At 71.3% G+C, this 23,091-nt stretch carries 23 protein-coding genes; 14 read left to right on the forward strand and 9 right to left on the reverse strand.

What is annotated here, in order from left to right; genetic code table 11:
* The first annotated feature begins 100 nt into the window (after nt 1-100).
* Nucleotides 101-2,404 (forward strand): carboxylesterase family protein, encoded by a 2,304-nt coding sequence (locus tag RIC31_RS05955; protein WP_350104208.1) that lies wholly within the window; start codon nt 101-103, stop codon nt 2,402-2,404.
* Nucleotides 2,405-2,470: 66 nt separating this feature from the next.
* Here the strand turns inward: RIC31_RS05955 and RIC31_RS05960 are convergent, their stop codons facing one another.
* Both RIC31_RS05960 and RIC31_RS05965 read right to left on the reverse strand, forming a co-directional pair.
* Complete coding sequence (locus RIC31_RS05960) at nt 2,471-3,283, reverse strand: ABC transporter permease (RefSeq protein ID WP_350104209.1); 813 nt, start codon at nt 3,281-3,283, stop codon at nt 2,471-2,473.
* Nucleotides 3,276-4,049, reverse strand: a complete 774-nt coding sequence (locus RIC31_RS05965; RefSeq protein ID WP_350104210.1) for an ABC transporter ATP-binding protein — start codon at nt 4,047-4,049, stop codon at nt 3,276-3,278. Before RIC31_RS05965 ends, RIC31_RS05960 begins: the two co-directional genes overlap by 8 nt.
* 116 nt (nt 4,050-4,165) lie before the next feature.
* On the opposite strand from RIC31_RS05965, the gene RIC31_RS05970 reads away from it, so the two are divergent.
* The 8 genes from RIC31_RS05970 (at nt 4,166) to RIC31_RS06005 (ending at nt 10,231) form a co-directional block, all read left to right on the forward strand.
* Nucleotides 4,166-4,621: a GNAT family N-acetyltransferase gene (locus tag RIC31_RS05970; protein ID WP_350104212.1), complete on the forward strand. Its 456-nt coding sequence runs from the start codon at nt 4,166-4,168 to the stop codon at nt 4,619-4,621.
* Between the two features lie 181 nt (nt 4,622-4,802).
* On the forward strand, nt 4,803-5,525 hold the full coding sequence (locus RIC31_RS05975) for a haloacid dehalogenase type II (protein ID WP_350104215.1): 723 nt from the start codon (nt 4,803-4,805) through the stop codon (nt 5,523-5,525).
* Nucleotides 5,526-5,553: 28 nt separating this feature from the next.
* Nucleotides 5,554-6,075 (forward strand): Lrp/AsnC family transcriptional regulator, encoded by a 522-nt coding sequence (locus RIC31_RS05980; RefSeq protein WP_350104218.1) that lies wholly within the window; start codon nt 5,554-5,556, stop codon nt 6,073-6,075.
* The gene (locus tag RIC31_RS05985) at nt 6,072-7,235 is read left to right on the forward strand and encodes an NAD(P)/FAD-dependent oxidoreductase (protein WP_350104220.1); all 1,164 of its coding nucleotides are present in this window, start codon (nt 6,072-6,074) and stop codon (nt 7,233-7,235) included. The genes RIC31_RS05980 and RIC31_RS05985 overlap by 4 nt, the downstream gene beginning before the upstream one ends.
* Before the next feature lie 72 nt (nt 7,236-7,307).
* Nucleotides 7,308-8,108 (forward strand): glycosyltransferase family 2 protein, encoded by an 801-nt coding sequence (locus RIC31_RS05990; protein ID WP_350104222.1) that lies wholly within the window; start codon nt 7,308-7,310, stop codon nt 8,106-8,108.
* On the forward strand, nt 8,109-8,426 hold the full coding sequence (locus RIC31_RS05995; protein WP_350104224.1) for a lipid-A-disaccharide synthase N-terminal domain-containing protein: 318 nt from the start codon (nt 8,109-8,111) through the stop codon (nt 8,424-8,426).
* Between the two features lie 31 nt (nt 8,427-8,457).
* A complete protein-coding gene (locus RIC31_RS06000) occupies nt 8,458-9,393 on the forward strand; it encodes an ABC transporter substrate-binding protein (RefSeq protein WP_350104226.1) in 936 nt (311 codons plus the stop codon).
* Between the two features lie 67 nt (nt 9,394-9,460).
* Nucleotides 9,461-10,231: an SDR family NAD(P)-dependent oxidoreductase gene (locus RIC31_RS06005; RefSeq protein ID WP_350104228.1), complete on the forward strand. Its 771-nt coding sequence runs from the start codon at nt 9,461-9,463 to the stop codon at nt 10,229-10,231.
* A gap of 4 nt (nt 10,232-10,235) precedes the next feature.
* Here the strand turns inward: RIC31_RS06005 and RIC31_RS06010 are convergent, their stop codons facing one another.
* Nucleotides 10,236-11,120 (reverse strand): LysR substrate-binding domain-containing protein, encoded by an 885-nt coding sequence (locus RIC31_RS06010; protein ID WP_350104231.1) that lies wholly within the window; start codon nt 11,118-11,120, stop codon nt 10,236-10,238.
* Nucleotides 11,121-11,265: 145 nt separating this feature from the next.
* Here RIC31_RS06010 and RIC31_RS06015 point away from each other — a divergent pair, with 145 nt between their 5' ends.
* Both RIC31_RS06015 and RIC31_RS06020 read left to right on the forward strand, forming a co-directional pair.
* On the forward strand, nt 11,266-13,104 hold the full coding sequence (locus RIC31_RS06015; protein WP_350104235.1) for an acyl-CoA dehydrogenase family protein: 1,839 nt from the start codon (nt 11,266-11,268) through the stop codon (nt 13,102-13,104).
* A 7-nt stretch (nt 13,105-13,111) separates the two neighbouring features.
* Nucleotides 13,112-14,254 (forward strand): CaiB/BaiF CoA transferase family protein, encoded by a 1,143-nt coding sequence (locus tag RIC31_RS06020; RefSeq protein WP_350104237.1) that lies wholly within the window; start codon nt 13,112-13,114, stop codon nt 14,252-14,254.
* Between the two features lie 45 nt (nt 14,255-14,299).
* Here the strand turns inward: RIC31_RS06020 and RIC31_RS06025 are convergent, their stop codons facing one another.
* Complete coding sequence (locus RIC31_RS06025; protein ID WP_350104239.1) at nt 14,300-14,995, reverse strand: DNA-3-methyladenine glycosylase I; 696 nt, start codon at nt 14,993-14,995, stop codon at nt 14,300-14,302.
* A 248-nt stretch (nt 14,996-15,243) separates the two neighbouring features.
* Between RIC31_RS06025 and ltnD the strand changes: the two genes are divergently transcribed.
* The gene (gene ltnD / locus RIC31_RS06030; RefSeq protein WP_350104241.1) at nt 15,244-16,161 is read left to right on the forward strand and encodes an L-threonate dehydrogenase; all 918 of its coding nucleotides are present in this window, start codon (nt 15,244-15,246) and stop codon (nt 16,159-16,161) included.
* 80 nt (nt 16,162-16,241) lie between these two features.
* On the opposite strand, the gene RIC31_RS06035 is transcribed toward ltnD, so the two are convergent.
* Together RIC31_RS06035 and RIC31_RS06040 are read right to left on the reverse strand one after the other, a co-directional pair.
* Nucleotides 16,242-17,144 carry a helix-turn-helix domain-containing protein gene (locus RIC31_RS06035; protein ID WP_350104244.1) on the reverse strand — a complete coding sequence of 301 codons (903 nt, stop codon included), beginning with the start codon at nt 17,142-17,144 and terminating at the stop codon, nt 16,242-16,244.
* A 4-nt stretch (nt 17,145-17,148) separates the two neighbouring features.
* On the reverse strand, nt 17,149-17,355 hold the full coding sequence (locus RIC31_RS06040) for a hypothetical protein (protein ID WP_350104246.1): 207 nt from the start codon (nt 17,353-17,355) through the stop codon (nt 17,149-17,151).
* A gap of 39 nt (nt 17,356-17,394) precedes the next feature.
* On the opposite strand from RIC31_RS06040, the gene RIC31_RS06045 reads away from it, so the two are divergent.
* Together RIC31_RS06045 and RIC31_RS06050 are read left to right on the forward strand one after the other, a co-directional pair.
* Entirely contained in the window at nt 17,395-18,441 is a 1,047-nt protein-coding gene (locus RIC31_RS06045) for a GNAT family N-acetyltransferase (RefSeq protein ID WP_350104248.1), read from the forward strand.
* 128 nt (nt 18,442-18,569) lie between these two features.
* Nucleotides 18,570-19,442: a metallophosphoesterase family protein gene (locus tag RIC31_RS06050; protein WP_350104250.1), complete on the forward strand. Its 873-nt coding sequence runs from the start codon at nt 18,570-18,572 to the stop codon at nt 19,440-19,442.
* Between the two features lie 57 nt (nt 19,443-19,499).
* Here the strand turns inward: RIC31_RS06050 and RIC31_RS06055 are convergent, their stop codons facing one another.
* The 3 genes from RIC31_RS06055 to thrS all read right to left on the reverse strand — a co-directional run bounded on the left by RIC31_RS06055 (nt 19,500) and on the right by thrS (nt 23,012).
* Nucleotides 19,500-20,276, reverse strand: coding sequence for a delta-class carbonic anhydrase (locus tag RIC31_RS06055; RefSeq protein WP_350104253.1), 777 nt, complete (start codon nt 20,274-20,276; stop codon nt 19,500-19,502).
* Between the two features lie 240 nt (nt 20,277-20,516).
* Nucleotides 20,517-21,056: a translation initiation factor IF-3 gene (gene infC / locus RIC31_RS06060; RefSeq protein ID WP_350104694.1), complete on the reverse strand. Its 540-nt coding sequence runs from the start codon at nt 21,054-21,056 to the stop codon at nt 20,517-20,519.
* A gap of 21 nt (nt 21,057-21,077) precedes the next feature.
* Entirely contained in the window at nt 21,078-23,012 is a 1,935-nt protein-coding gene (thrS, locus tag RIC31_RS06065; protein ID WP_350104256.1) for a threonine--tRNA ligase, read from the reverse strand.
* Nucleotides 23,013-23,091: the final 79 nt, after the last annotated feature.

A 23,091-nucleotide genomic window follows, 5' to 3' on the forward strand; every position in this document is an offset into this window, starting at 1 on the left:
ATTGCAACAATTTGTCATAAGTTACCGCTTCGAGCGAGCATCCCCTCATGCAATCTTATGGCGAACAACGTCCGTCACCACGACGAAGGGGGGAGATGCAATGAAGGGACTTGTCCTGACCACGCTGCTCGGGCTGGCCGCGCTCGCCGGCTCGAGCGATGCCTTCGCGAAGGGGGCGACCGAAACGCCGACCTGCAGTTTCGTCGACCGGATCGACTTCTTCGATGGCCCGCCGGCCGCCGGGCGCAAGGCCGGCGATCCGGCGCCGACGTCGATGCCGGTGTGCGGCTACTATCCGCAGCAGGACGGGGATCAGCCGTCGGCCCAGCCGATCAAGGCCTATCTCGGCATGCGCTACGCCCGGGCCGCGCGCTGGCAACCGCCGGAGTTCGCCCTGCCCGACCTGGAGCCGGCCAGCCGGTACGACAATACCGGCGGCAACGACCAGATCGTCGATGCCCTGAGCTTCAAGACCGTGTGCCCGCAGAAGCACACGGGCGACTTCCAACGGGCGAAATCGGACAAGGAGACCCGGGAAGGCGTGCCGATCGGCGACGACGACTGCCTGTTCCTCAACATCTACAAGTCGGGCGATGCCAGCGCCGCGCCGGTGATGGTGTTCATTCACGGCGGCGCGTTCATCGAGGGCTCCGGCGGAGACGGTGCCATCATCGTCGGAGGGACCGACCCGTCCAGGCCCGAGGTGATCTTCAACCCCGACCAGGCGCTGTACAGCGGCGTCGGCCTGATCAAGGCGGCGGAACGGCAGCAGAGCAAGACGCCGCTTGCCAACGGCGGCAAGGGCCTGGTCGTCGTCACCCTCAACTACCGCCTGGGCGCGCTCGGCTTCCTGTACCACGACGCCGAAGACTCGCCAGTCAAGTCCTACGGCAATTACGGGATCCTCGACCAGCGCAAGGCGCTGGAGTGGGTACAGGCCAACATCCGCCAGTTCGGCGGCGACCCCGGGAACGTGACGGTGTTCGGCGAGAGCGCCGGGGCGATGTCGGTCGGGCTGCACATCTTCAACACCGCCGGCGGCGGCAGCCTGTTCCACCGGGCGATCATGGAGAGCAACCCTATTGGCCTGCCCTATCGCCAGAACGACTACCGGACCAAGGACGACAAGCTGATCCTCGGCGAGGTCAACGCCGAGTCCTGCAGGTTCGTCCACGACGCCTACGAGAAGGTCGCCGGCGACGAGACGGTGCTCAAGAACTGCGACTATGCCGGCCGGCAGCCGAGCGGGGCCCTGCATTTCGACTATGCCAAGGGCTTCGCGAAACTGACGGCGAGCACCGGCGGGGTCTACGACGTCCCGGCGGCGGTGATCGCCGACGCCCAGCTCGCGCTGCTGCCGACGATCACGGACATGGCGGCTGCCGGCGGTGGCAAGCGGTGGTTCGCGCTGCTGCCCTGGACACCGTTCGTGGGCGACGAGGCGAACGTCCTGTTCCCCGGCCAGCCGCTGGAGCAGGGCTTCTACCAGGGCACCGGCGGGACAGGGCCGCGGGCCAATCCGGTACCGGTCCTCATGGGGACCAACCGGGACGAGGCCGACCTGTTCATCGGCATGATCGGCCAGCCGCTTGCGATCACCGCCCTCTACAGCACCGCGATGAACGCGCTGCTGTCCGACGCGCGGTCTTCGAACGGGAAGGCCAACCCGGCACTGTCAGACCTGCATCGGCCGCTGCCGGCGCCTGTCTCCGACGCGGACGTCCAACCCTACTGCGGACTCGACATCAGCGTCGACAAGACCGGGATGTCGGCCGGCGCGCCCGGCGACGGCGGTCTCCTGAATTGCCCGACCGGCACGACCGGGACCAGCGGCTTCGTGGCCGCCACGGACTCGATCCTGCCGGACGCCGCCTATACCGGACCGACCGCGTTCGGGCGGGTCGGGACCGATCTCGTGTTCCGCTGCGGCAACGTCGAGGTCGCCCGCAGCATCGCGAAACAGAACACCACGCCAAACCAGGTCGGGATGTACCTGTTCTCCGGCTCGCCGGTCGCGAACAGCGCCGTGTTCCCCGGCAAGCTCTGCAACAACGGCAACGGGCAGACCTACCAGTCGGTATGCCACGGCTACGAACTGCCGGCGGTGTTCTCAACCTTCGGACACTTCAGCGCTGAGGGCAGCGGCGCGACGCCTTGGACGATCACGTCGATGACATCGGCCTGGGCGAACTTCGCGACGACCTCGACCCTGCCGGGGGACGCCGCGCCCGGGCAGATCCCGCTCGCGCTCTATCCGGCAGCGGACGGCTCCGACGGTCAGGTCAGGCTGCCGCCATACTCGACGACCTTCCAGCACACCGTCGACGGAATGGCCGCGGCGTCGTCCTGCGACACCTTCTGGACGCCCCAGGCGGTGTATCCGACGTGGCGGACCGGCAGGTAGGAGGGGGTCCCGCCGCCGCACGCGATCGAGGGGGGCTCCGGCTCCCCTCGTTTCGTTTCCGCCCCCTCAGCGCCAGCGCAGCAGCACCCGCTCGGCCCAGGACAGGGTGCCGGCGACCAGCAGGCCGAGGATCGACAGCACCACCACGCCGGCCAGCAGCTGGTCGGTGCGCATCAGGTTGCCGGCCTGCAGGATGAAGGCGCCGATGCCGTACTCGGCGCCGATCATCTCGGCCGCCACCACCAGGATCAGGGCGATCGAGGCGGTGATCCGGAAACCGGCCAGGATCCCCGGCAGCGCGCCCGGCAGCACGATGCTCCACACGATCCGGGCCGGCGGCACCCCGAAGGACTGCGCCATGCGGATCAGCGAGCGCGGCACCCCGTCGACCCCGCTGAAGGTGGCGATGACGGTCGGGAAGAATGTGCCCAGCGCGATGGTCGCGACCTTCGACGGCTCGCCGATGCCGAACCACAGGATCAGCAGCGGCAGCAGCGCGATCTTCGGGATCGGGAACAGCGCCGACACCACCGGCAGGCCGACCGCGCGGGCCAGCGAGAAGATCCCCATGGCGAGCCCGGCCGCCAGCCCGGCCAGCGTGCCGAGCGCCCAGCCACCGCCGATCCGGCCGAGCGAGGCCAGCAGGTGGGTGGCCAGCGTGCCGTCCTGGGCGATCACCACCAGGGCGGCGATCACCTCGGACGGGGCCGGCGCCATCAGCGGGCTGATCCAGCCGCGGGTCGAGCCGAGCTGCCAGAGCGCCACCAGGGCGATCAGGCCGACACTGCCGACGATACGCTGCGGCCGCACGATGAAGCCGCCGCCGCGGAACGGGACCGGCCGGCGGGCCGGCGACGCCGTGGTCCCATCCTCAGGCATCGGCCATCTCCCGGTCGGCGGCGCTGGCCTCGGCGCGGATCAGCTCCCACAGCCGGTCCTGGATGCGGGCGATCTCCAGCCGCGCCGCCTCGCCCGAGCGCTCGGCCTGCGGCACCGCCACCGCCACCAGCTCGGTCAGCCGCCCCGGCCGGCGCGAGAACACCGCCACCCGGTCGGCCAGCCGCAGCGCCTCGGCCAGGTTGTGGGTGACGTAGAGCGCGGTGGTGCGGTTCTGCAGCCAGACCCCGAGGAAGTCCTCGATCAGCAGCTCGCGGGTCTGGGCATCGAGCGCCGACATCGGCTCGTCCAGCAGCAGCACCGCCGGGTCGACCACCAGGGCGCGGGCGATCCCGACACGCTGGCGCATGCCGCCCGACAGCTGGCGCGGCAGGGCGTCGGCGAACTCGGCGAGGCCGAGCCGTGCCAGCGCCGCCGCCACCCGCTCGCCGCGCTCGGCCCGCGACAGAGGATGGTGCTCGAGCGCCAGCGCCACGTTGCCGGCCACGGTCCGCCAGGGCAGCAGGGCGAAGTCCTGGAACACGTAGGTGATCGGGTTGAGGCAGCCCGCCGGGGCGGCCCCGGCCGCGGTGACCCGGCCCGAGGTCGGCAGGATCAGCCCGCCGGCGATCTGCAGCAGGGTCGACTTGCCGCAGCCCGACGGCCCGATGATCGCCAGGATCTCGCCGTCGCGCGCCGTCAGGTCGACGCCGTCCAGCACCGCCAGGGCATCGTAGCGGTGGCTGATGGCTTCCAGGCGCAGGTCCATGGCTCCTCCCTGGGCATCCGGATAGGGTGCCGCGGCGGCCGCGTCAACGGAGCGGCGGCCTGCGACGATGCGACGCCGGCTTCTCCGGTACCGGCAACCGGCACTAGGCTGTGGCCATGATCGACACCGAGCCCCCGGTCCCCGACCCCGACCTCCCCGTGACCGACGACCCGTCGCCGGCCGACATCGCCGCGCTCGACGACGCCATCCACGCCTTCAATGTCGAGGCGACCGGGATCGACGACGGCCGGCTGCTGGCGATCCTGCTGCGCGGCCCCGACGGCACGCCCTATGCCGGCCTGCACGGCCATAGCTGGGGCGGCTGCTGCGAGATCAAGGTGCTGTGGATCGCCGAGTCGCACCGCGGCGCCGGCCTGGGGACCCGCCTGCTGCAGGCAGCCGAGCGCGAGGCCGTCAGGCGCGGCTGCCGGCAGATCGTGCTGACGTCGCACAGCTTCCAGGCGCCCGGGTTCTACGAGCAGCACGGCTACCGCCGACTGGCCGCGATCGAGGGCTATCCGGCCGGCCACGCCCAGGTCGTGCTGACCAAGCGGCTGGGCGACGGCTCCTAGGGAGCGCGGCAGATTCTGCCGATAATCCGGCATACACGGCAGATTATGCTGTCCGCTGGCGAATTTCGATGCCCCCCACCGGGCCGTCTGCGGCATGCTGCGCCGAGCCAGGGGACGGTCGGCCGATCGACCGGTGCCGGGCGACAGTGGACGCGACTCCGGAACCCGAGGACCTCGGACCATGAAACTCACCGACTTCAAGGCCCTGACCTTCGACTGCTACGGCACCCTGATCGACTGGGAATCCGGCATGGTCGAGGGGCTGAAGCCGCTGACCGCGAAGGTCGGCAAGAGCCTGACCCGCGACCAGATCCTCGAGGCGCACGCCCGCCACGAATCGTCGCAGCAGTTGCAGACCCCGGCCAAGAACTACCGCGACCTGCTGGCCACCGTGTACCGCCGGCTGGCCGAGGAATGGGGGGTGTCGGTCGACTGGGCCGAGTGCCAGGCCTACGGACGCTCGGTGAAGGACTGGCCGGCGTTCCACGATTCCGCCGGCGCCCTGCAGTACCTGAAGAAGCACTACAAGCTGGTCATCCTGTCGAACGTCGACAACGAGAGCTTCGCGGCCAGCAACGCCCGGCTGCAGGTCGCGTTCGACGCCGTCTACACCGCCGAGGACATCGGCTCCTACAAGCCGTCCACCCGCAATTTCGACTACATGGTCGACAAGCTCGGGTCGCTCGGCATCGCGAAACACGAGATCCTGCACACCGCCGAGAGCATGTTCCACGACCACGGCCCGGCCAACCGCCACGGGCTGACGTCGTGCTGGATCTACCGCCGGTTCGACCAGGAGGGCTTCGGCGCCACCATGAACCCCGGCGAGATGCCGAAATACGACTTCCGCTTCAACAGCATGGCCGACCTGGCCAAGGCCCACCAGGAAGCCCTCAGGGGCTGACCGGCGCGCCGAAGGGGGAGCACGTCGGATGCGCGGGGTCCCGAAGCTCGACCGCCTGGACATCCGGATCCTGGCCGAGCTGCAGCGCGACAGCGACCGCACCAACCTGGCGCTGGCCGAGGCGGTCGGGCTGTCGCCGAGCCCTTGCCTGGCACGGGTCAAGCGGCTGAAGAAGGCCGGCTACATCGCCGGCAGCCACGCCCGGCTGAACCTGGCGAAGCTGGCCGAGCACATCACGGTGTTTACCGAGGTCACCCTGGCCGACCACCGGCTGGAGGACTTCGTGCGGTTCGAGGCCGAGATCCGGCGCTACGACACCCTGCTGGAATGCCACCTGGTCAGCGGCGGCTACGACTACCTGCTGAAGTTCACGACCCGCAGCGTGCTGCGCTACCAGGAGACCATGGAGGACATCCTGGAGCGCCGCATCGGGGTCGACAAATACTTCAGCTACATCGTCATCAAGAGCATCGTCGTGCGCGACGCCGTGCCGATCGCCGCCCTGCTGGACGACGGCGCCCCGGGACCGGCCGGGCAGGTCCGCCCATGACCGCGACGGCCGTGGACTTCATCGTCGTCGGCGGCGGCATCGCCGGGCTGTCGGTCGCCTACGAACTGGCGGCCGAGGGTTCGGTGGCGGTGCTGGAGGCCGAGAGCGCGCCCGGCTACCACGCCACCGGGCGGTCGGCCGCGGTGCTGTCGGAGAACTACGGCCCGGCCCTTTGGAGCCGGCTGGTCACCGCCTCCCGGGCGTTCCTGGAGCGGCCGCCCGAGGGGTTCGCGCCGGTTCCGCTGGTCGGCCCGCGCGGCGCCCTGTTCCTGGCGATGGAGCACGAGCAGGAGGCGCTGCGGGAACAGGCCGCCGGGATGGCCGGGCGCGGCGCCGCGGTCGAGCTGATGCCGGCCGGCGACGCCACCCGGCTGTGCCCGGTGCTGCGGACCGAGCGGTTCGCGCTGGCCCTGTTCGAGCGCGACTGCCTGGACATCGACACCGACGCGCTGATGACCGGCTACGGCCGCGGGCTGCGGGCGCGCGGCGGGCGGCTGCACACCGACGCCCGGGTCGGGCGGCTGTCGCGCCGTGCCGGGACCTGGATGGCGGTTACCGCCGGCGGCACGTTCGAGGCGCCGGTGATCGTCAATGCCGCCGGCGGCTGGGCCCGCGATGTGGCGGCGCTGGCCGGGATCGGCCCGCGCGAGGTGGTGCCGTTCCGGCGCAGCGCGGCGACCTTCGACCCGCCGGCCGGCACCGACATCCGGCACTGGCCGATGACCTTCGACGTGGCCGAGACCTTCTACTTCAAGCCGGAGGCCGGCCGCGTGATGGTGTCGCCGGTCGACATGGCGGCGTGCGAGCCGTGCGATGCCCAGGCCGACGAGCTGGAGGTGGCGATCGCGGTCGACCGCATCCAGGCCTTCACCAGCCTGGAGGTTCGCGCGATCCGGCACCGCTGGGGCGGGCTGCGCACCTTCGCGCCCGACCACGAGCCGGTAATCGGCCCGGACCCGGCGGCGGAGGGCTTCGTCTGGCTGGCCGGACAGGGCGGCAACGGCGTCATGGCGGCGGCCGCCGCGGCCCGGCTGGCGGCCGGCCTGGCGACCGGCCGCGGCGTGCCCGGCGACCTGGCGGCCCTGGGGATCACCGCCGACGGTGTGTCGCCGGGGCGGCCCTGCGTGTCGGCCCCCGAGGTCCCGACCGAGGCGGCCTGACCGGGGGTCGGTCGCCTTCTTTCTTGAACCGGCGCCCCTCCCGGCGGTATCAGGGGCCGCAACTCCCCAACCATGAGCCGACGCCCCGTGCCGGACCGCCCGATTTCGCCGGCCGAGACTTCACCCCGCAGCCCGCTGCTGTCGGTCGTCGTCCCGGTCCTGAACGAGCAGGACAACGTCGCCCCGCTGGTCGCCGAGATCCGCGCCGCGCTGGCGCCGGTCTGCGCCCCGTTCGGCGGCTACGAGATCGTCTATGTCGACGACGGCTCGACCGACCGCACCGCCGCGGTGCTGGACGAGCTGCGCGCCGGGATGCCGGAGCTGCGGGTGGTCCGGCACTCGCGCCGGGCCGGGCAGAGCGCCGGGCTGCGCAGCGGCGTGACCGCGGCCCGCGGCCGGCTGGTCGCCACCCTGGACGGCGACCGCCAGAACGACCCGGCCGACATCCCCAGGCTGCTGAAGGTCTGGCAGGACGCCGACGCCGCCGGCCGACGCCGGGTCATGGTCACCGGCCACCGGGTCAACCGCCGCGACAGCTGGGCCAAGCGCCGCGCCTCGGTGGTCGCCAACGCCATCCGTCGGGCGCTGCTGGGCGACGACAACCCGGACACCGGCTGCTCGCTGAAGCTGTACGAGCGGGACCTGTTCCTGCGGATGCCGTATTTCGACCACATGCACCGCTATCTGCCGGCGCTCGCCCAGCGCGAGGGAGCGACCGTCGAGGTGGTGCCGGTGAACCACCGGGCGCGCGAAAGCGGCCGCTCGAAGTACAACAATCTCGGCCGCGCCCTGGTCGGTATCCCCGACCTGATCGGCGTGATATGGCTGATCCGCCGCGCCCCGCGCGGCCTCGACGTCCACGAGGTGGAGTGAGTGACCGTGGATATGTTCCGCAACCTGTCGGTCGAGGAGGCGATCATGTTGATCGTCGGATTCGCCGGTCAGGCCATGTTCACCATGCGCTTCCTGGTCCAGTGGCTGAAGAGCGAGATCAGCCGCAAGAGCGTGATTCCCATCGCGTTCTGGTACTTCTCGCTGGCCGGCGGGGCGACCCTGTTCGTCTATGCGCTGTGGCGGCAGGACCCGGTGTTCATCCTCGGCCAGGGAACCGGGCTGTTCATCTACGCCCGCAACCTCTGGCTGATCCATCGCGAACGGCGCGAGCAGGCCGCCGGGGTCCAGGCTTCGTGACCGAAGTCGGCACGCTCCAGGGGTACAGACCATGACCGCGAAAGCCCCCCGGATCGTGTCGCTGCTGCCGAGCGCGACCGAGATCGTCGCCGCCCTCGGGGTGGCGGACCGGCTGGTCGGCCGCAGCCACGAATGCGACTTTCCCCCCGAGGTCGCCGCGGTGCCGGCGCTCACCCGCCCCCGGATCGACCCGGCGAAGCCGTCGCGGGCCATCCACCGCGACGTCTCCAAGCTGATCGGCGCCGCCCTGTCGGTGTTCGAGGTCGACGCCGAGAAGCTTCGCGCCGCGCGGCCCGACATCATCCTGACCCAGCACCAGTGCGAAGCCTGCGCGGTCACCGAGCAGGACCTGGCCGACGCGCTGGCCGAATGGATCGGCGGCAAGCCACGAGTGGTCTCGCTGGCGCCGTCGACCCTGGCGGGAGTGTGGGGCAGCTTCGCCACCGTCGGCGACGCCCTCGACCTGGGCTGGGCCGGACGCGAGCTGTCGGAGCACGCGCGCGAGCGGGTCGGCATCATCTACGAACGCCTCGGAGGCGCTCAGGAGCGGCCGCGGGTCGCCTGTATCGAGTGGCTGGATCCGCCGATGATCGCCGGAAACTGGATCCCGGACATGGTCAACGCCGCCGGTGGCAGGCCGGTCCTGGCCGAGAGCGGCGCTCACGCCGCCAGGACCACCCTCGCCAAGATCGTCGACTCGGCGCCCGACGTCATGATCCTGATGCCGTGCGGATTCGACCTGTCACGCGCCGTCTCCGAGGGCCGCGACTTCGTCGCGCGTCCCTCGATCGCGCGCAGCCGCGCGGCGCGACAGGAGAAGATCTGGGCGGTCGACGGCAACGGCTATTTCAACCGGCCGGGACCGCGGCTGGTCTCCTCGGTCGAGATCCTGGCCGAGATCCTGCATCCCGACCTGTTCAATGCCGGCTATCAGGGCAAGGTCTGGGAAAAACTGACCGGAGCGTGATCGGCGATCGGCCGAAATCCGCCACTTCCTTCTGGCGCCCGGCCCCGGACCCCGCGATGATCGCGCCATGACCGACACCACGCCCTTCCGACTGCTCGTCACCGGTGCCGCCACCGGCATCGGCGCCGCCCTGGCGCGCCGTCTCGCCGGCCCCGGCCTGCAGGTGCTGCTGCACACCCGCCGCAACCTCGACGGCCTGGCCGCCGCGGCCGACGCCGTGCGCGCCGCCGGCGGGAGGGCCGAGACGCTCACAGGCGATCTCGCCGACCCGGGGCTGCCGGCCGCGCTGGTGGCGCGCGCCGTCGAGGCGTTCGGCGGGCTCGACGGCGCCGTCGCCAATGCGGGCTGGGCCGACCGCGCGCCGCTGCTCGGGGCCGACCTGGACAAGGTCGTGCAGGCGCATGACGGCATCGCCCGCAGCTTCGTGGCCCTCGCCCAGGCCGCCGCCCCGCATCTGAAGGCCTCGCCCGCCGGCCGACTGGTCGCGGTGTCGGCCTTCGGCCCGCATGTGTTCCGTCCCGGCGTCCTGACCTTCCCGACGACCGCCGCCGCCAAGGCGGCGCTGGAGACCCATGTGCGGGCGCTCGCCTTCGAACTGGCAGCCGACGGCGTGACCGTCAATGCGGTCGCCCCCGGATTCATCCGGAAGGATCCCGGCACCAGTTCCGCGATCTCCGCGACCCTGAGCCGCGAGCAGCGCGACGCGATCACCGGCGGCATTCCCATGGGGCGGCTGGGCACCCCGGACGAGGTGGCCGCGGCGATCGGCTTCCTGCTGTCGCGCGACGCCTCCTACGTCACCGGCCAGGTGATCCACGTGAACGGCGGGCTGGTTTAGCGCCTCATCCGGCCGCCGCCTCGGCCCGGAACCAGTCCCGCACCGACCCCAGCAGCGGATCGGCCGCCTTGCCGGCGGCGCAGACCATGCCGATCGGATGGCGCGACCGGCGCCGGATCTCGAACGGCCGGACCAGCCGGCCGGCCGCCAGATCCTCCGCGACCAGGGCCTCGACCCCGATCGCCACCCCCAGTCCCTCGATGGCGGCGTGCCAGGCCAGGTTGGTGGTCTCGAAATGCAGGCCGCCCCCCGGGTCGATGCCGGCCACCCCGGCCGCGTCGAGCCATTGCGGCCAGTCGCCGGGCCGCGGCGCGCTGTGCAGCAGGGTATGGGCTGCCAGGTCGGACGGCGCGTGGATCCGCTCGGCCAGCGCCGGAGCGCAGACCGGGTAGGTGTCGATGTCCAGCAGCGTCTCGGCGTCCAGCCCGCGCCGCGCCTCGTCGCCGCGCAGGATCTGGAACGCCAGGTCGTACTGGCCGGAGTCGAAGGCGGCGGGCTCGAGCGAGGTGCTGAGCCGGATGTCGATCTGCGGGTAGCGGTCGTGCAGCCGGCCCCAGCGCGGGATCAGCCAGCGGATCGCGAAGGTCGGGTAGGCGCAGACCGAGATTCCCTCGGCCCGATGGCCGGCGCGCAGCCGCTCGGTCGACGCGACGATGCGCTGCAGCGGCACCTGGATGTCGCGCAGGTATTCGTCACCCGACGCGGTCAGCGCCACCCGCTTGTGGTCGCGCTCGAACAGCGGTCGGCCGAGATGCGCTTCCAGTGCCTGGATCCGGCGGCTGACCGCGCCCGGTGTCACGTTCAGCTCGCGCGCCGCCAGCAGGAAGCTGCCGAGTCGGCCCGCCGCCTCGAAGGCCTGTAGGGCCGTGGCCGAAGGCAAGGGGCGCATGCGGACCTCCTCCTGATTGCGGTTTGATCAATCAAAAGCCGCGAAAGCCTCGTTTGCCAAGGTCCGATCGTTTCCCATGATAGCCGGAACAGCAATCACGCGCCCGGTCGGCCCGCGATCGGTGAAGAGTCCGGAGGAAGCGCCGATGAACATCCAGCACCCGACCCCGCAGCGCCCGACCCCGCAGCATCCCGATCCGGGTGCCCCCGATCCCGGCGCCCCCGACCTGGCGGACCAGGTGGCGCCGGACTGCCACGGTCTCGATTTCTTCGCGCTCGACCGCGGCCTGCAGGACCTGCTGACCCTGTACCTGCCGGACGACCTGCGCCGGCACCTGCTGCCGCATCTCGAGCGGCTGGGACGGATCGCCGGCGACGAGCTCGACGACTGGGCGCGGCTCGCCGACCGGCACGGCCCGGTTCTGCATCCGCGCGACGCCCGCGGCCGGTTCGAGGACCGGCTGGAGTTCCACCCGGCCTATCGCGAGATGGAGCGGGTCGGCTTCGGCGAGTTCGGGCTGGCCTGCATGATCCACAAGCCGGGGGTGCTGGGCTGGCCGGAGCCGCTGCCGCATCTGGTCAAGTTCGTCTGCCAGTACCTGTTCGGCCAGTCCGAGTTCGGCCAGCTCTGCCCGATCTCGGCGACCGAGACCTCGGCGACCATGATCAAGCGCTACGGCAGCCCGGAGCTGCAAGCGCGCTTCCTGGAGCGCATGCTGAGCCAGGACATGGGCCGCATCCTGAAGGGCGCCCAGTTCATGACCGAGCGTACCGGCGGCTCCGACGTCGGCAACATCGAGCTGCAGGCGCGCCGCGAGGGCGGCGGCTGGCGGCTGTACGGCGAGAAGTGGTTCTGCTCCTGCGCCGACGCCGACATCGCGATCCTGCTGGCCCGGCCCGAGGGCGCGGTCGCCGGCAGCCGGGGCCTCGGGCTGTTCGCGATGCCGCGCACCCTCGACGACGGCAGCCGCAACCGCTACCGGATCGTCCGCCTGAAGAACAAGCTCGGCAGCCGGTCGATGGCGTCCGGCGAGATCGTCTTCGACGGCGCCGTCGCCTACCCGCTCGGCCGGGCCCGGGACGAGGACGACGGCTCCGGCGAGTATGGCGGGCTGAAGATGATGATGGACCAGGTCGCGCTGTCGCGGCTGTCGCACGGTGTGCGGGCGGCCTCGATGATGCGGCGCTGCATGAACGAGGCACTGGTGGTGGCGCGCGGCCGCAGCGCCTTCGGCGGCCGGCTGATCGACAAGCCGCTGCTGCGCCGCCAGCTCATGAAGCTGATGGTGCCGACCGAGCAGGCGCTGTCGATGGCGATGTATCTCGGACAGCGGATCACCGCGGCCGAGGCCGGCGACGCGCGCGCGTCCCGGCTGATCCGGATCCTGACCCCGGTCTTCAAGTACCGCTCGGCCCGCGACAACGTCCGGGTCGCCACCGGCGCCATGGAGGTGCGCGGCGGCAACGGCTACATCGAGGACTTCGTGAACGCCCGGCTGGTCCGCGACGCCCATCTGGGGGTGCTTTGGGAGGGCACGTCGAACATCAACTCGCTGGACGTGATCACCCGGGCGGTCGGCAAGGTCGGCGCCCATGCCGACCTGGAGGACAGCCTGCGCCAGACCCTGGAGCACGCCCCGGTCCCGGGTCAGTTCAAGGGCCAGTTGCAGGCGCTGGTGCAGCGCGCGGTCGCCCTGGCCGACGAGATCGCCCGCAGCGGCGACGAGACCCTGGCCCGCAAGGGGTCGTCGGCGCTGTACCACGCCACCACCGCCACCCTGCTGGCCAGCGAGGGCGCCCTGCTGGGGGCCGCCGGCGGCGACGCCCGCCGGCTGCTGCTGGCGCGCATGGTGGTCGACCACCGGCTGACCCCGTCCGACCCGCTGTGGGCCCGGGCGCCGGCCGCCGACGACGCCGCCACCGACCTGCTGCTGGGCGATGCCCCGGTGCCTCTCTCGGCCGCCGCCGACCTGCTGGCGGCGTGACCGGGCGATGGACCAGGAAACCGGAACCCGGCCGCTCGCCGGCCTGCGGGTACTCGACCTGACCCGGGTGGTGTCGGGCCCCTACTGCACCCGCATGCTGGCGGACTGCGGCGCCGAGGTGATCAAGGTCGAGCCGCCGGGTGGCGAGCACATGCGCCGGAAGCAGCCGGTCCGGGACGGCCTCAGCAGCTATTTCGGCCACCTGAACGTCGGCAAGCGCAGCGTCGAGGTCGACCTGTACGCGCCGGCCGGCCAGCGCGCGCTCAGGCGGCTGGCGGCGACCTGCGACGTGGTGGTGGAGAACTTCCGCCCCGGGGTGACGGCGGCCCTCGGCCTCGACTACCCGACCCTCGCGGCGATCCGGCCCGACCTGGTCTACTGCTCGATCTCCGGCTTCGGCCAGGACGGCCCGCGCGCGCGCCAGCCAGCCTACGCCCCGGTGATCCATGCCACCTGCGGCCACGACCTGGCGGTGATGCAGTATCAGCGCGGACAGGACCGGCCGCCGGCGACCGGCGTGTACTACGCCGACATGCTAGCCGGCATCTACGCCTTCGGGGCGATCCAGACCGCCCTGCTGGCGCGCGGGCGCAGCGGCCAGGGCGAGTACATCGACGTCTCGCTGCTCGACGCCATGGTCAACCTGATGGTGCCGGAGGTGCAGGAGGCGCAGTTCGCCATGCCCTATCCGCGCTGGATGTTCCGGCCGGTGCGGGCGGCCGACGGCTTCGTCGTGGCCACCCCGGTCAGCGCCCGCAACTTCGAACAGCTGACCGAGGTCGTCGACCGGCCGGACTGGCGGCAGGACCCGCGCTTCGCCACCCCGACCGGGCGCGAGCGGCACTGGGACGCGCTGATGGCCGAGCTGGAGGCCTGGACGTCGCAGCGGCCGGCCGCCGAGTGCGAGCGCCTGCTGGCGACCGCCGGCGTGCCCTGCGCGCGCTACCGCACGGTGGCCGAGGCGATGCGCGACCCGCACCTGGTCGAGCGCGGCCTGTTCCGCCGGGTCGACGACGACGCCGGCGGCTTCGAGGTCCCGGCCCTGCCATTCCGCTTCGCGACCGTGGACGTCGGCGTGCAGGGGCGAGTGGCCGAACTGGGCGCGGACAACGGGCTGCTGGGGAGCGAGGGGGCGGCGGCGGCGGAATGAGGGGGCGGGGGGAATGACGGGAGGTGTCGTTCGGAGCGCAGTCCGTCATTCGGTTCGGGGGGCGCCCTTCTCCCCCACCCCGAGCGCCAGCACCCGGCTGATCTGGGTCAGGCCGCGGCCGCTCTCGGCCATCCAGCCGTTGAAGGCGGCCTGGATCGCCTGCATCGAGCGGCGCGAGCCGGGCGGCCCGTCGATCACGCCCTCGCGCTTCAGCGCCGCCACCACGTCGCCCGACAGCAGGAAGCTGTCCTTGCCCAGGTTGCGCAGCGCGATCGCGCCGGCCAGCCCGCCGAGCCGCGCGCCCTTGGCCTTCAGCAGGTCGAGCAGGCCGGCGAAGTTCTCCGACGGCCAGTCGGCGAACACCCGGGCCGCCGAGCCGTGGGCGGCCGCGAGGTCGAGCAGGAAGGCGGCGTTCTCGCGCACCGAGCGGATCTTGACGCCGTTGCGCACGATCCGCGGGTCGGACAGCAGCCGGTCCAGGTCGTCGTCGCTCAGCATCGCGCAGCGATGCACGTCGAAGCCCTCGAAGGCGGCCTCGAAGCCGGGCCACTTGGTGTCCACCACGCTCCAGTTGAAGCCGGCCTGGAACACCCGCCGGGTCATCTCGGACAGCCAGCGCTCGTCGGGGATCGCGGCCAGGGCCTCGCGGGACTTCGGCACCGGCAGCTGGCTTTCCAGGGCCTTGGACCCGCCGTGGCGGTCGGCGGCGCGGGCGTGGAGCTGGTCGAACGAGGCCGGCATGGCGTCCCTCCCGAACCGGGGTCATCGCATGGATCGCTCGCCGTAGTGCATCACACCCCTGCGACCGGGGTGAGCCTCCAAATCGCCACCGGTGAGGGTAGCAACGGGCACCGATCCACCCAGATACTCCAGCGCGGGTGCGGATCGTCGCCGGGCGCTTCGCGCGATTGCCCTGTTCCTCGCGATCACGTCAGTGCGTATGTTCATCCGACTGTTGGCCTGAAGAACCTCGGACCGGAGACAGGACCATGGCTGCTGCCACCACTACCGTCGGGGTGATCGGCCTCGGCTCGATGGGCCTCGGGGTCGCCAGGACCCTGTGCCGCGCGGGATTCGACACCTGGGGCTTCGACGTGCGCGACGCCGCGGTGCTGGAGCTGGAGGAGGCCGGCGGCCACGCCGCGTCCAGCCCGGCCGCGCTCGGCCAGAAGGCCGACGTGGTGATCGTGCTGGTCGCCACCGCCGACCAGGTCCGCACCGTGCTGTTCGGCGAGGCCGGCGCGGTCGGCGCCATGCACGAGGGCTCGGTGGTGGTCGCCAGCGCCACGGTGCCGGCCAGCTTCGCGGTCGAGACCGCGTTCCACCTGTCGGAGCACGGCATCCACATGATCGACGCGCCGGTCTCGGGCGGCGTCGTCGGCGCCGACACCGGCAAGCTGTCGATCATGGCGTCCGGCCCGGACGAGGCCTTCCTGCTGGCGCAGGACGTGCTCGACGCGATATCCGCCAAGGTCTACCGGCTCGGCCCGAAGCACGGGACCGGATCGACCGTGAAGACCATCAACCAGCTGCTGGCCGGCGTGCATATCGCGGCCTCGGCCGAGGCCATGGCGCTCGGCATCCGCGCCGGTGTCGACCCGATCACCCTGTTCGAGGTGATCTCGAACTCGGCCGGCGCATCCTGGATGTTCAACAACCGGGTGCCGCACATCCTGGACGGCGACTACGCCCCGAAGAGCGCGGTCGACATCTTCGTGAAGGACCTCGGCATCGTGCTGGAGACCGGCAAGGGCCACACCTTCCCGCTGCCGCTGACCGCGACCGCGCACCAGCAGTTCCTGGCGGCATCCGCCGCCGGCCTCGGGCGTGAGGACGACTCCGCGGTCATCAAGGTGTTCCAGATGCTGACCGGCATCGAGCTGCCGCCGGAGAAGGACGGGAAATAGAGCAGATCGCGATCGGACGGGATCATCCGGTCGCGTGAATCTGCTCTAAATACTATTGATTAGAGCCTGATCCGCGTCCGTCACCCCGGCAGGGTGGCGCGTTCCACCGGCCGGCGGGTGGCCAGGAACACGGTCGGGCTGACCCCGGCGAAACGCCGGAAGTCGTTCACGAAATGCGCCTGATCGGTGTAGCCGCATTCGTAGGCGACGTCGGCCCAGCCGCTGCACAGACCGCGGTCGTACAGCCCGATCGCCCTGTGGAAGCGCAGCACCCGTGCGACGGTCTTCGGCGACAGCCCCAGATGCTCGCGGAACACCGTGCCCAGGTGCTTGCGGCTGCAGTCCAGGGACGCCGCCAGATCGGCGATGGCGATCCGCCCGCCGCTCGCCTCCAGCCGCCGCCAGCCGGCGGTCGCGATGCCCGGCAGCGGCTCGGTCGCGGCCAGTCGCCGGGCGATCGCAGCGTCGAGCAGGTCGAAGCGTTCCGCCCAGCCCGGGGCGTTCAGCAGCCGCTCGACCAGCCGGCCGCCGGCCGGCCCGAACACCTCGCCGACCCCGACCACCCGGTTGGCCAGTTCGTGCATCGGCAGCCCCAGCAGCCGGCGGGCGCCGAGCGGCGTGAGGTTGACGTGCAGGCCGCTCTGGGCGCCGACGGTCTCGGTCAGCACCGTGCCGTCGTGCAGGCCTGCCAGAAAGCCGCCGTGGTGACGGCCGGTCTCGACGGTGCCGTCGGCGTCGAGGAACCGCAGGGTCGGGCCGAAGTCGAAGATCAGCACGATGCCCGGCCAGGGCAGCTCGCGCCGCCGCATCGGCCCGGCCGAGCGCTCGCGGTAGCCGGTGTAGTCCAGCGCCACCGCGCGCAGCCGCGGATTGGGGTCGCCCGACACCATCTCCAGCACACCCTCGGCATCCGCGTGCCGGATGGTGCGCAGGGTCCGGGGTGCCCGGTCGGGCGGCAGCGCCGCGTCGTGGCCCAGGATCACCGCCCTACCCCAGCAGGCAGCCGATGCCGTAGCACGACGCCCCGAGCAGCTTGACCGTCAGCGCCCAGCCGGCGAGATCGAGCAGCAGCATCAGCGCGGTCACCGGCAGCGCCACGAACAGCAGCACATAGACCAGCGCCCAGCCGGTATAGCGGCGCGCCGGGATACGATGGCCGTGGACCAGCACGGGCTTCTTGAACAGGCTCGTCACCGGCGGAACACTAGCGGTTCGACGGCGGACGGGGAACACATGGCGGCACGGCGCCGGCAGGGACGGCAGCGGCACCGACACGACGGGCTTCCGGAATCGCCGGACCGGGCCGGCGACGGCGGGATCGGCAGCGGCGGGATCGGCAGCGGCGGGCTCGAGCTCGCATGGGACGGCGGCACCGAGCGCGACTGGGGCCGGCTGCTGGCGGCGGCCGGGCCGGCGCCGCTGGAGCAGAGCTGGGGCTACGGCGCGGCGATCGCCGCCGGCTCGCCCTACCGCCCGGCCCGCGGCGTGTTCCGGCAGGCCGGCAGGCCGGTCGCCGTGGTGCAGGCGCTGGTGTGGTCGATCGCCGGCGCGGTGCGGCTGGTCAAGGTCCTGCGCGGGCCGCTGTTCCTGGACCCGGCACCGGACCCGGCCTTGCGGCAGGCCGCGTTCCGGTTGATTCGGGACCGTTGGCCGCTGGCCCGGGGCAACGCGCTGTTCTGGACGCCGGAGCTGCCGCACGGCGCCGACGCCGACGCGCTGATGCGCGGGCTCGGCATGCGCCGCACGGTCACCGGCTATACCACCGCCTGGCTCGACCTCGCCCCCGGGCCGCCGGCGCTGCGCGCCGGACTCGACCAGAAATGGCGCAACCAGCTGGTGCGGGCCGAGAAGCAGCGGCTGCGGATCCGCGAGGCCCATGGCGGGCCGGCGCTCGGCTGGCTGGCCGGCCGCCACGACGCCCACCGCCGACGCCGGCGGTTCGGCGGCCCGACCGGCACCTTCGCCGCCGCCCTGGCGCTGCACGCGGCGCGCCCGCAGGACGTGCTGGTGCTGCAGGCCGAGCGCGGCTCCGACCCGGTGGCCGGTGTACTGTTCCTGCGTCACGGCGACGCCGCCACCTACCACCTGGCCTGGACCGGCCCCGAGGGCCGCGCCGCCCACGCCCACAACCGACTGGTCTGGGAGGGCATCCTGCGCCTCGCCGCGGCCGGCGTGCGCTGGCTCGACCTCGGCGGCCTCGACGCCTCGATGCCGGGGGTCAGCCGCTTCAAACTCGGCCTCGGCACCGAGCCGGTGACGTTGACGGGGACGTGGTTCTGAGGCGACGGCACGGAATCGGCAGCCGCCGTCGCAAAGTCGTCATGCGCGCCAGGTAAATTCCATCGCGGGGCGCGTCTGCTTGCCGGTGGCCGCCCGCAACCTCGACATTCCCGTCCGTAGCCGAGACCATGTCAGCCTTCCGGATCGTTCACGTGAGCGACACCCATCTGTCGCCGAGCCACGCCTACTTCGCGGTCAACTGGAGCGCCTTTCGCGAGGCCATGTCTGCCTCGCCTCCCGACATGCTGGTGCATGGCGGCGACCTGTCGTTCAACGGCCCGGCCGTCGAAGGCGACCTCGCCTTCGCTGCCGCTGAAATGCGGCGCCTCGACGTTCCCTGGGCGGCGATTCCTGGCAATCACGACATCGGCGAGGCCCCGCCGTTCGCCCGCCTCGAACAGCCGATCAACGCCGCCCGGATGCAGGCGTGGCGCCGTCATGTCGGCCCGCAATGGTGGCAGCGTGAGATCGCAGGATGGCACCTGATCGGCCTGGACACCGCGCTGATGGGCAGCGGCCTGGAGGAGGAACGCGAGCAGCGGGCCTTCCTGGAGCAGTCCCTTGCCCACCGCGACGGCCACCCGGTGATGGTGTTCGTCCACATACCGCCGTTCGAACGGACCGCCGACGAGGAGTCGCCGGGGACCGCCTGCATCCCCAAGCCGGTCCGCGGCCACTTCCTTGAAGCCTGTGCGACAGGCGGGGTGCAGGTCATCGCCTGTGGGCACCGCCACGTCCATCGCCGGCTGCGTCACCGCGGCATGGACATCGTCTGGGCGCCAACCACCGCCATGGTCGACGTGCGGTCCACGCTCGGACCGCGCCGCCGCGCGCCGCGCCCGGGCTACCTGGAATGGCTGCTGGAAGACGGCCGCGCACGCTACCGGCTGATCGAGCCGCAGCGCATGTTCGTCATCGACATGACCGGATGGACGCAGAGCAACGGCGGCACTACCACGACCCTTCCCGCCTGGCCGGGCCCGGCCGACGGCATGCGGTAGCCTGGCCCGGCGATCGGCGGCCTGGATGCCTCATGCCGGGCGTCCGGCGCCCCCCGGTCACTTGATCGGGGCCAGCAGTTCCTTGGCGGTCACCAGCTGGCGCACGCCGTGGGCGGAGGCCTCCTGGAAGACGTTCCCCTTGCACCAGTCGTGAACGGTCGCGATGTTCACCCGCGCGCATTGCGGCCGGACGTTCCAGGTCACCTGCAGCGCCGAGCATTTCGCCTCGGTGTATTTCGGGCCGGTCGTGGAGCCCGCGAAGGACACGGCCGGGCCGGTGCCGGTCGGCAGCGCCTTCGGCTGGTGCACCCCCCCGACCATGTTGCCCTCATAGCCGAAGCTCTTGAAATCCAGCGCCTTGGGGTCGTTGACCAGCAGGAAGACCTGGGTCTCGACGCGCAGCTGCGGATTCCCGCATTGCGCACTCGAACACGCGCCCAGCCCGGCCCCCGGCTTCACGTCGCAGGAGCTGTAGACCCAGTGCACCTCGATGGTGTCGCCCGGCTTGATCCCCTTGCACGCCCCGGTCCCGCCGGCGGGATCCTGGAGCTCGGCAGGCGTCAGGCTGGCACTCTCGCCGCACTTGTACCCGCCCTGCTCGCCGGGGCCCGCGAACACCGAGAACCCCGGGCCCTTGTGCTCGGCGTTCTTGTGGAAATGGATGTTGCAGAGGTTCAGTTTGTCCGCCGGCGGCGCAGGGCTGAACAGCCGGGCGTTGGTACCCGCCGGGCTTGAGATGTCGCGCGGCGTCTGCGGGCCGTAGCCCGTGCAGAGCTCCGCGGCCGACGCCTGCGCGCCGAGCCCCAGGAGTAGGGCCAGGGAACAAGCGGCCAAGCGAGCATACGACCTGATCATGGACACCCCCATCGGATCGGTTCGAGATCGGCGAGCGCCGCCGGGCGCGGCTCCGCCTGTGTTCCGGACCCTGGGCTCGACCCCGGCCCGGAAAGCCGAAGCCTAGCATCAAGCCGTTCGGTGGGCGAGCCGAAGCCGCCGCGCCGCGGGCGCCCGAAACGAAAGCGGCCCGGAACGAGGCTCCGGGCCGCTCGAATATCTCTGCGATCGCGCCGGAGGTCAGCGCGGGGCCACCACCATGATCATCTGGCGGCCTTCCAGCTTCGGATACGCCTCGACCTTGGCGACCTCGGCCAGATCGTCCTGGACCCGCTTCAGCACGTTCAACCCGATCTCCTGGTGGGCCATCTCGCGGCCTCGGAAGCGCATGGTCAGCTTGACCTTGTCGCCGTCCTCGAGGAACCGGTTCACGGCCCGCATCTTGGTCTGGTAGTCGTGATCGTCGATGTTCGGCCGCATCTTGATCTCTTTGACCTCGATGACCTTCTGCTTCTTCTTGGCCTCGTTCTTCTTCTTCTGGGCCTCGTACTTGAACTTGCCGAAATCGAGGATCTTGCAGACCGGCGGATCGGCGTTCGGCGACACTTCGACCAGGTCGAGGCCGTACTGCTCAGCCTGCGCGAGCGCCTCGTTCAGGCTCAGCACGCCGATCATCTCGCCCTCGGGGCCGACGCAACGCACGTTACGAACGTTGATCTCGCGGTTGACGCGCGGGCCGTCCTTGGACGGCGGCGCGGCATTGAACGGGGGTCTAGCTATGGGGTCGTCTCCTTTTGATGGTTACTGTTCTGCCGGGACCTGCCCACTGGGCGGAGTGGCCTCGGATTTAAGTCTATTAACCGCTTCGTCCAGCGCAAGCACTTCCTGAGCCTGACCGCCAAGCCGGCGCATGGCAACGCTTCGGCCCTCGGCCTCGCGCGCGCCGACCACCAGGATCGCCGGCACCTTGGCCTCGGAATGCTCGCGGACCTTGTAGTTGATCTTCTCGTTGCGCCGGTCCATCGCCACCCGCAGCCCGGCCGCCTTGCAGGCCGCCGCCACTTCGGCGGCGTAGCCGTCGGCGTCGTTGGTGATGGTCGCGACCACCACCTGCAGCGGCGAAAGCCACATCGGGAAGCGCCCGGCATACTGCTCGATCAGGATGCCGATCCAGCGCTCCATCGAACCGAAGATCGCCCGGTGCAGCATGACCGGCCGGTGGCGGGCGCCGTCCTCGCCGACATATTCCGCGTCCAGCCGCTCCGGCAGCACGAAGTCGACCTGCAGGGTGCCGCACTGCCAGTCGCGGCCGATCGCGTCGCGCAGCACGAACTCCAGCTTCGGGCCGTAGAACGCGCCCTCGCCCGGGTTCAGCGTGGTCGCCAGGCCGGCGGCGTCACAGGCCTCGCGCAGCGCGCCCTCGGCGCGGTCCCAGACCGCGTCCTCGCCGGCCCGCACCGCAGGTCGGTCGGAGAACTTGATGCGGATGTCCTCGAAGCCGAAGTCCTTGTAGACGCTCTTCAGCAGATCGCAGAACCGGATGCTCTCCGCGGTGATCTGGTCCTCGGTGCAGAAGATGTGGGCGTCGTCCTGGGTGAAGGCGCGCACCCGCATGATGCCGTGCAGCGCGCCCGACGGCTCGTTGCGGTGGCACGACCCGAACTCGGCGAGCCGCAGCGGCAGGTCGCGGTACGACTTCAGGCCCTGCTTGTAGACCTGGACGTGGCCCGGGCAGTTCATCGGCTTCAGGGCCAGCACGCGATCGTCCTCGGCATTGGCCGTGAACATGTGCTCGCGGAACTTCTCCCAGTGCCCCGAGGCCTCCCACAGCGCCCGGTCGATCAGCTGCGGGGTCTTGATCTCGCGATACCCGCCTTCCTCCAGGCGGCCGCGGATGTAGGTCTCGATGGCGCGGTACAGCGTCCAGCCCTTCGGGTGCCAGAACACCGAGCCGACCGCCTCCTCCTGGATGTGGAACAGGTCGAGGTCGCGGCCCAGCCGCCGGTGGTCGCGCTTCTCGGCCTCCTCCAGCATGTGCAGGTGGACGTCCAGCTGCTTCTGGTCGGCGAACGCCGTGCCGTAGATCCGCTGCAGCATCGGCTTGCTGCTGTCGCCGCGCCAGTAGGCGCCGGCCACCTTCGTCAGCTTGAAGGCGTGGCCGACCGTCTTGGTCGACGGGCCGTGCGGGCCGCGACACAGGTCGAGGAACCCGCCCTGGCGGTAGAAGGTGATGATCTCGCCCTCGGGGATCGCCTCGGCCAGCTCGACCTTGAACGGCTCGTGGGTCTTCTTGTAGTGCAGCACCGCCTGGTCGCGGGTCCATTCCTCGCGCGTGATCGCCTCGTCGCGGTCGACGATGTCGTGCATCCGCTTCTCGATGGCGACCAGGTCGTCCGGCGTGAACGGCACCTCGCGGAAGAAGTCGTAGTAGAAGCCGTTCTCGATCGACGGGCCGATGGTGACCTGGGTCTCCGGGTACAGCTCCAGCACCGCCTCGGCCAGCACATGGGCGCAGTCGTGGCGGATATGCTCGAGCGCCGCCTCGTCCTTGCGGGTCACCAGGGCGAGCTGGGCGTCGCGCTCGATGACGCGGTCCAGGTCGACGAACCTGCCGTCGACCTTGGCGACGAAGGCGGCCTTGGCGAGGCCGGGGCCGATATCGGCGGCGACCTGGGCCGGCGTCACCGGCTGGTCGTAGGAACGGACGGAGCCGTCGGGGAGCGTTATGGCAGGCATGGCGTGTCTCGACTCGATGCGATTGGCTGACAGGGACCGGTCGGGCCGGCGGTCACCGGCCCTGCGATAGGGCGCCGCC

This window comes from Thalassobaculum sp. (assembly GCF_040219615.1).
Taxonomy (GTDB): Bacteria; Pseudomonadota; Alphaproteobacteria; order Thalassobaculales; family Thalassobaculaceae; genus Thalassobaculum_A.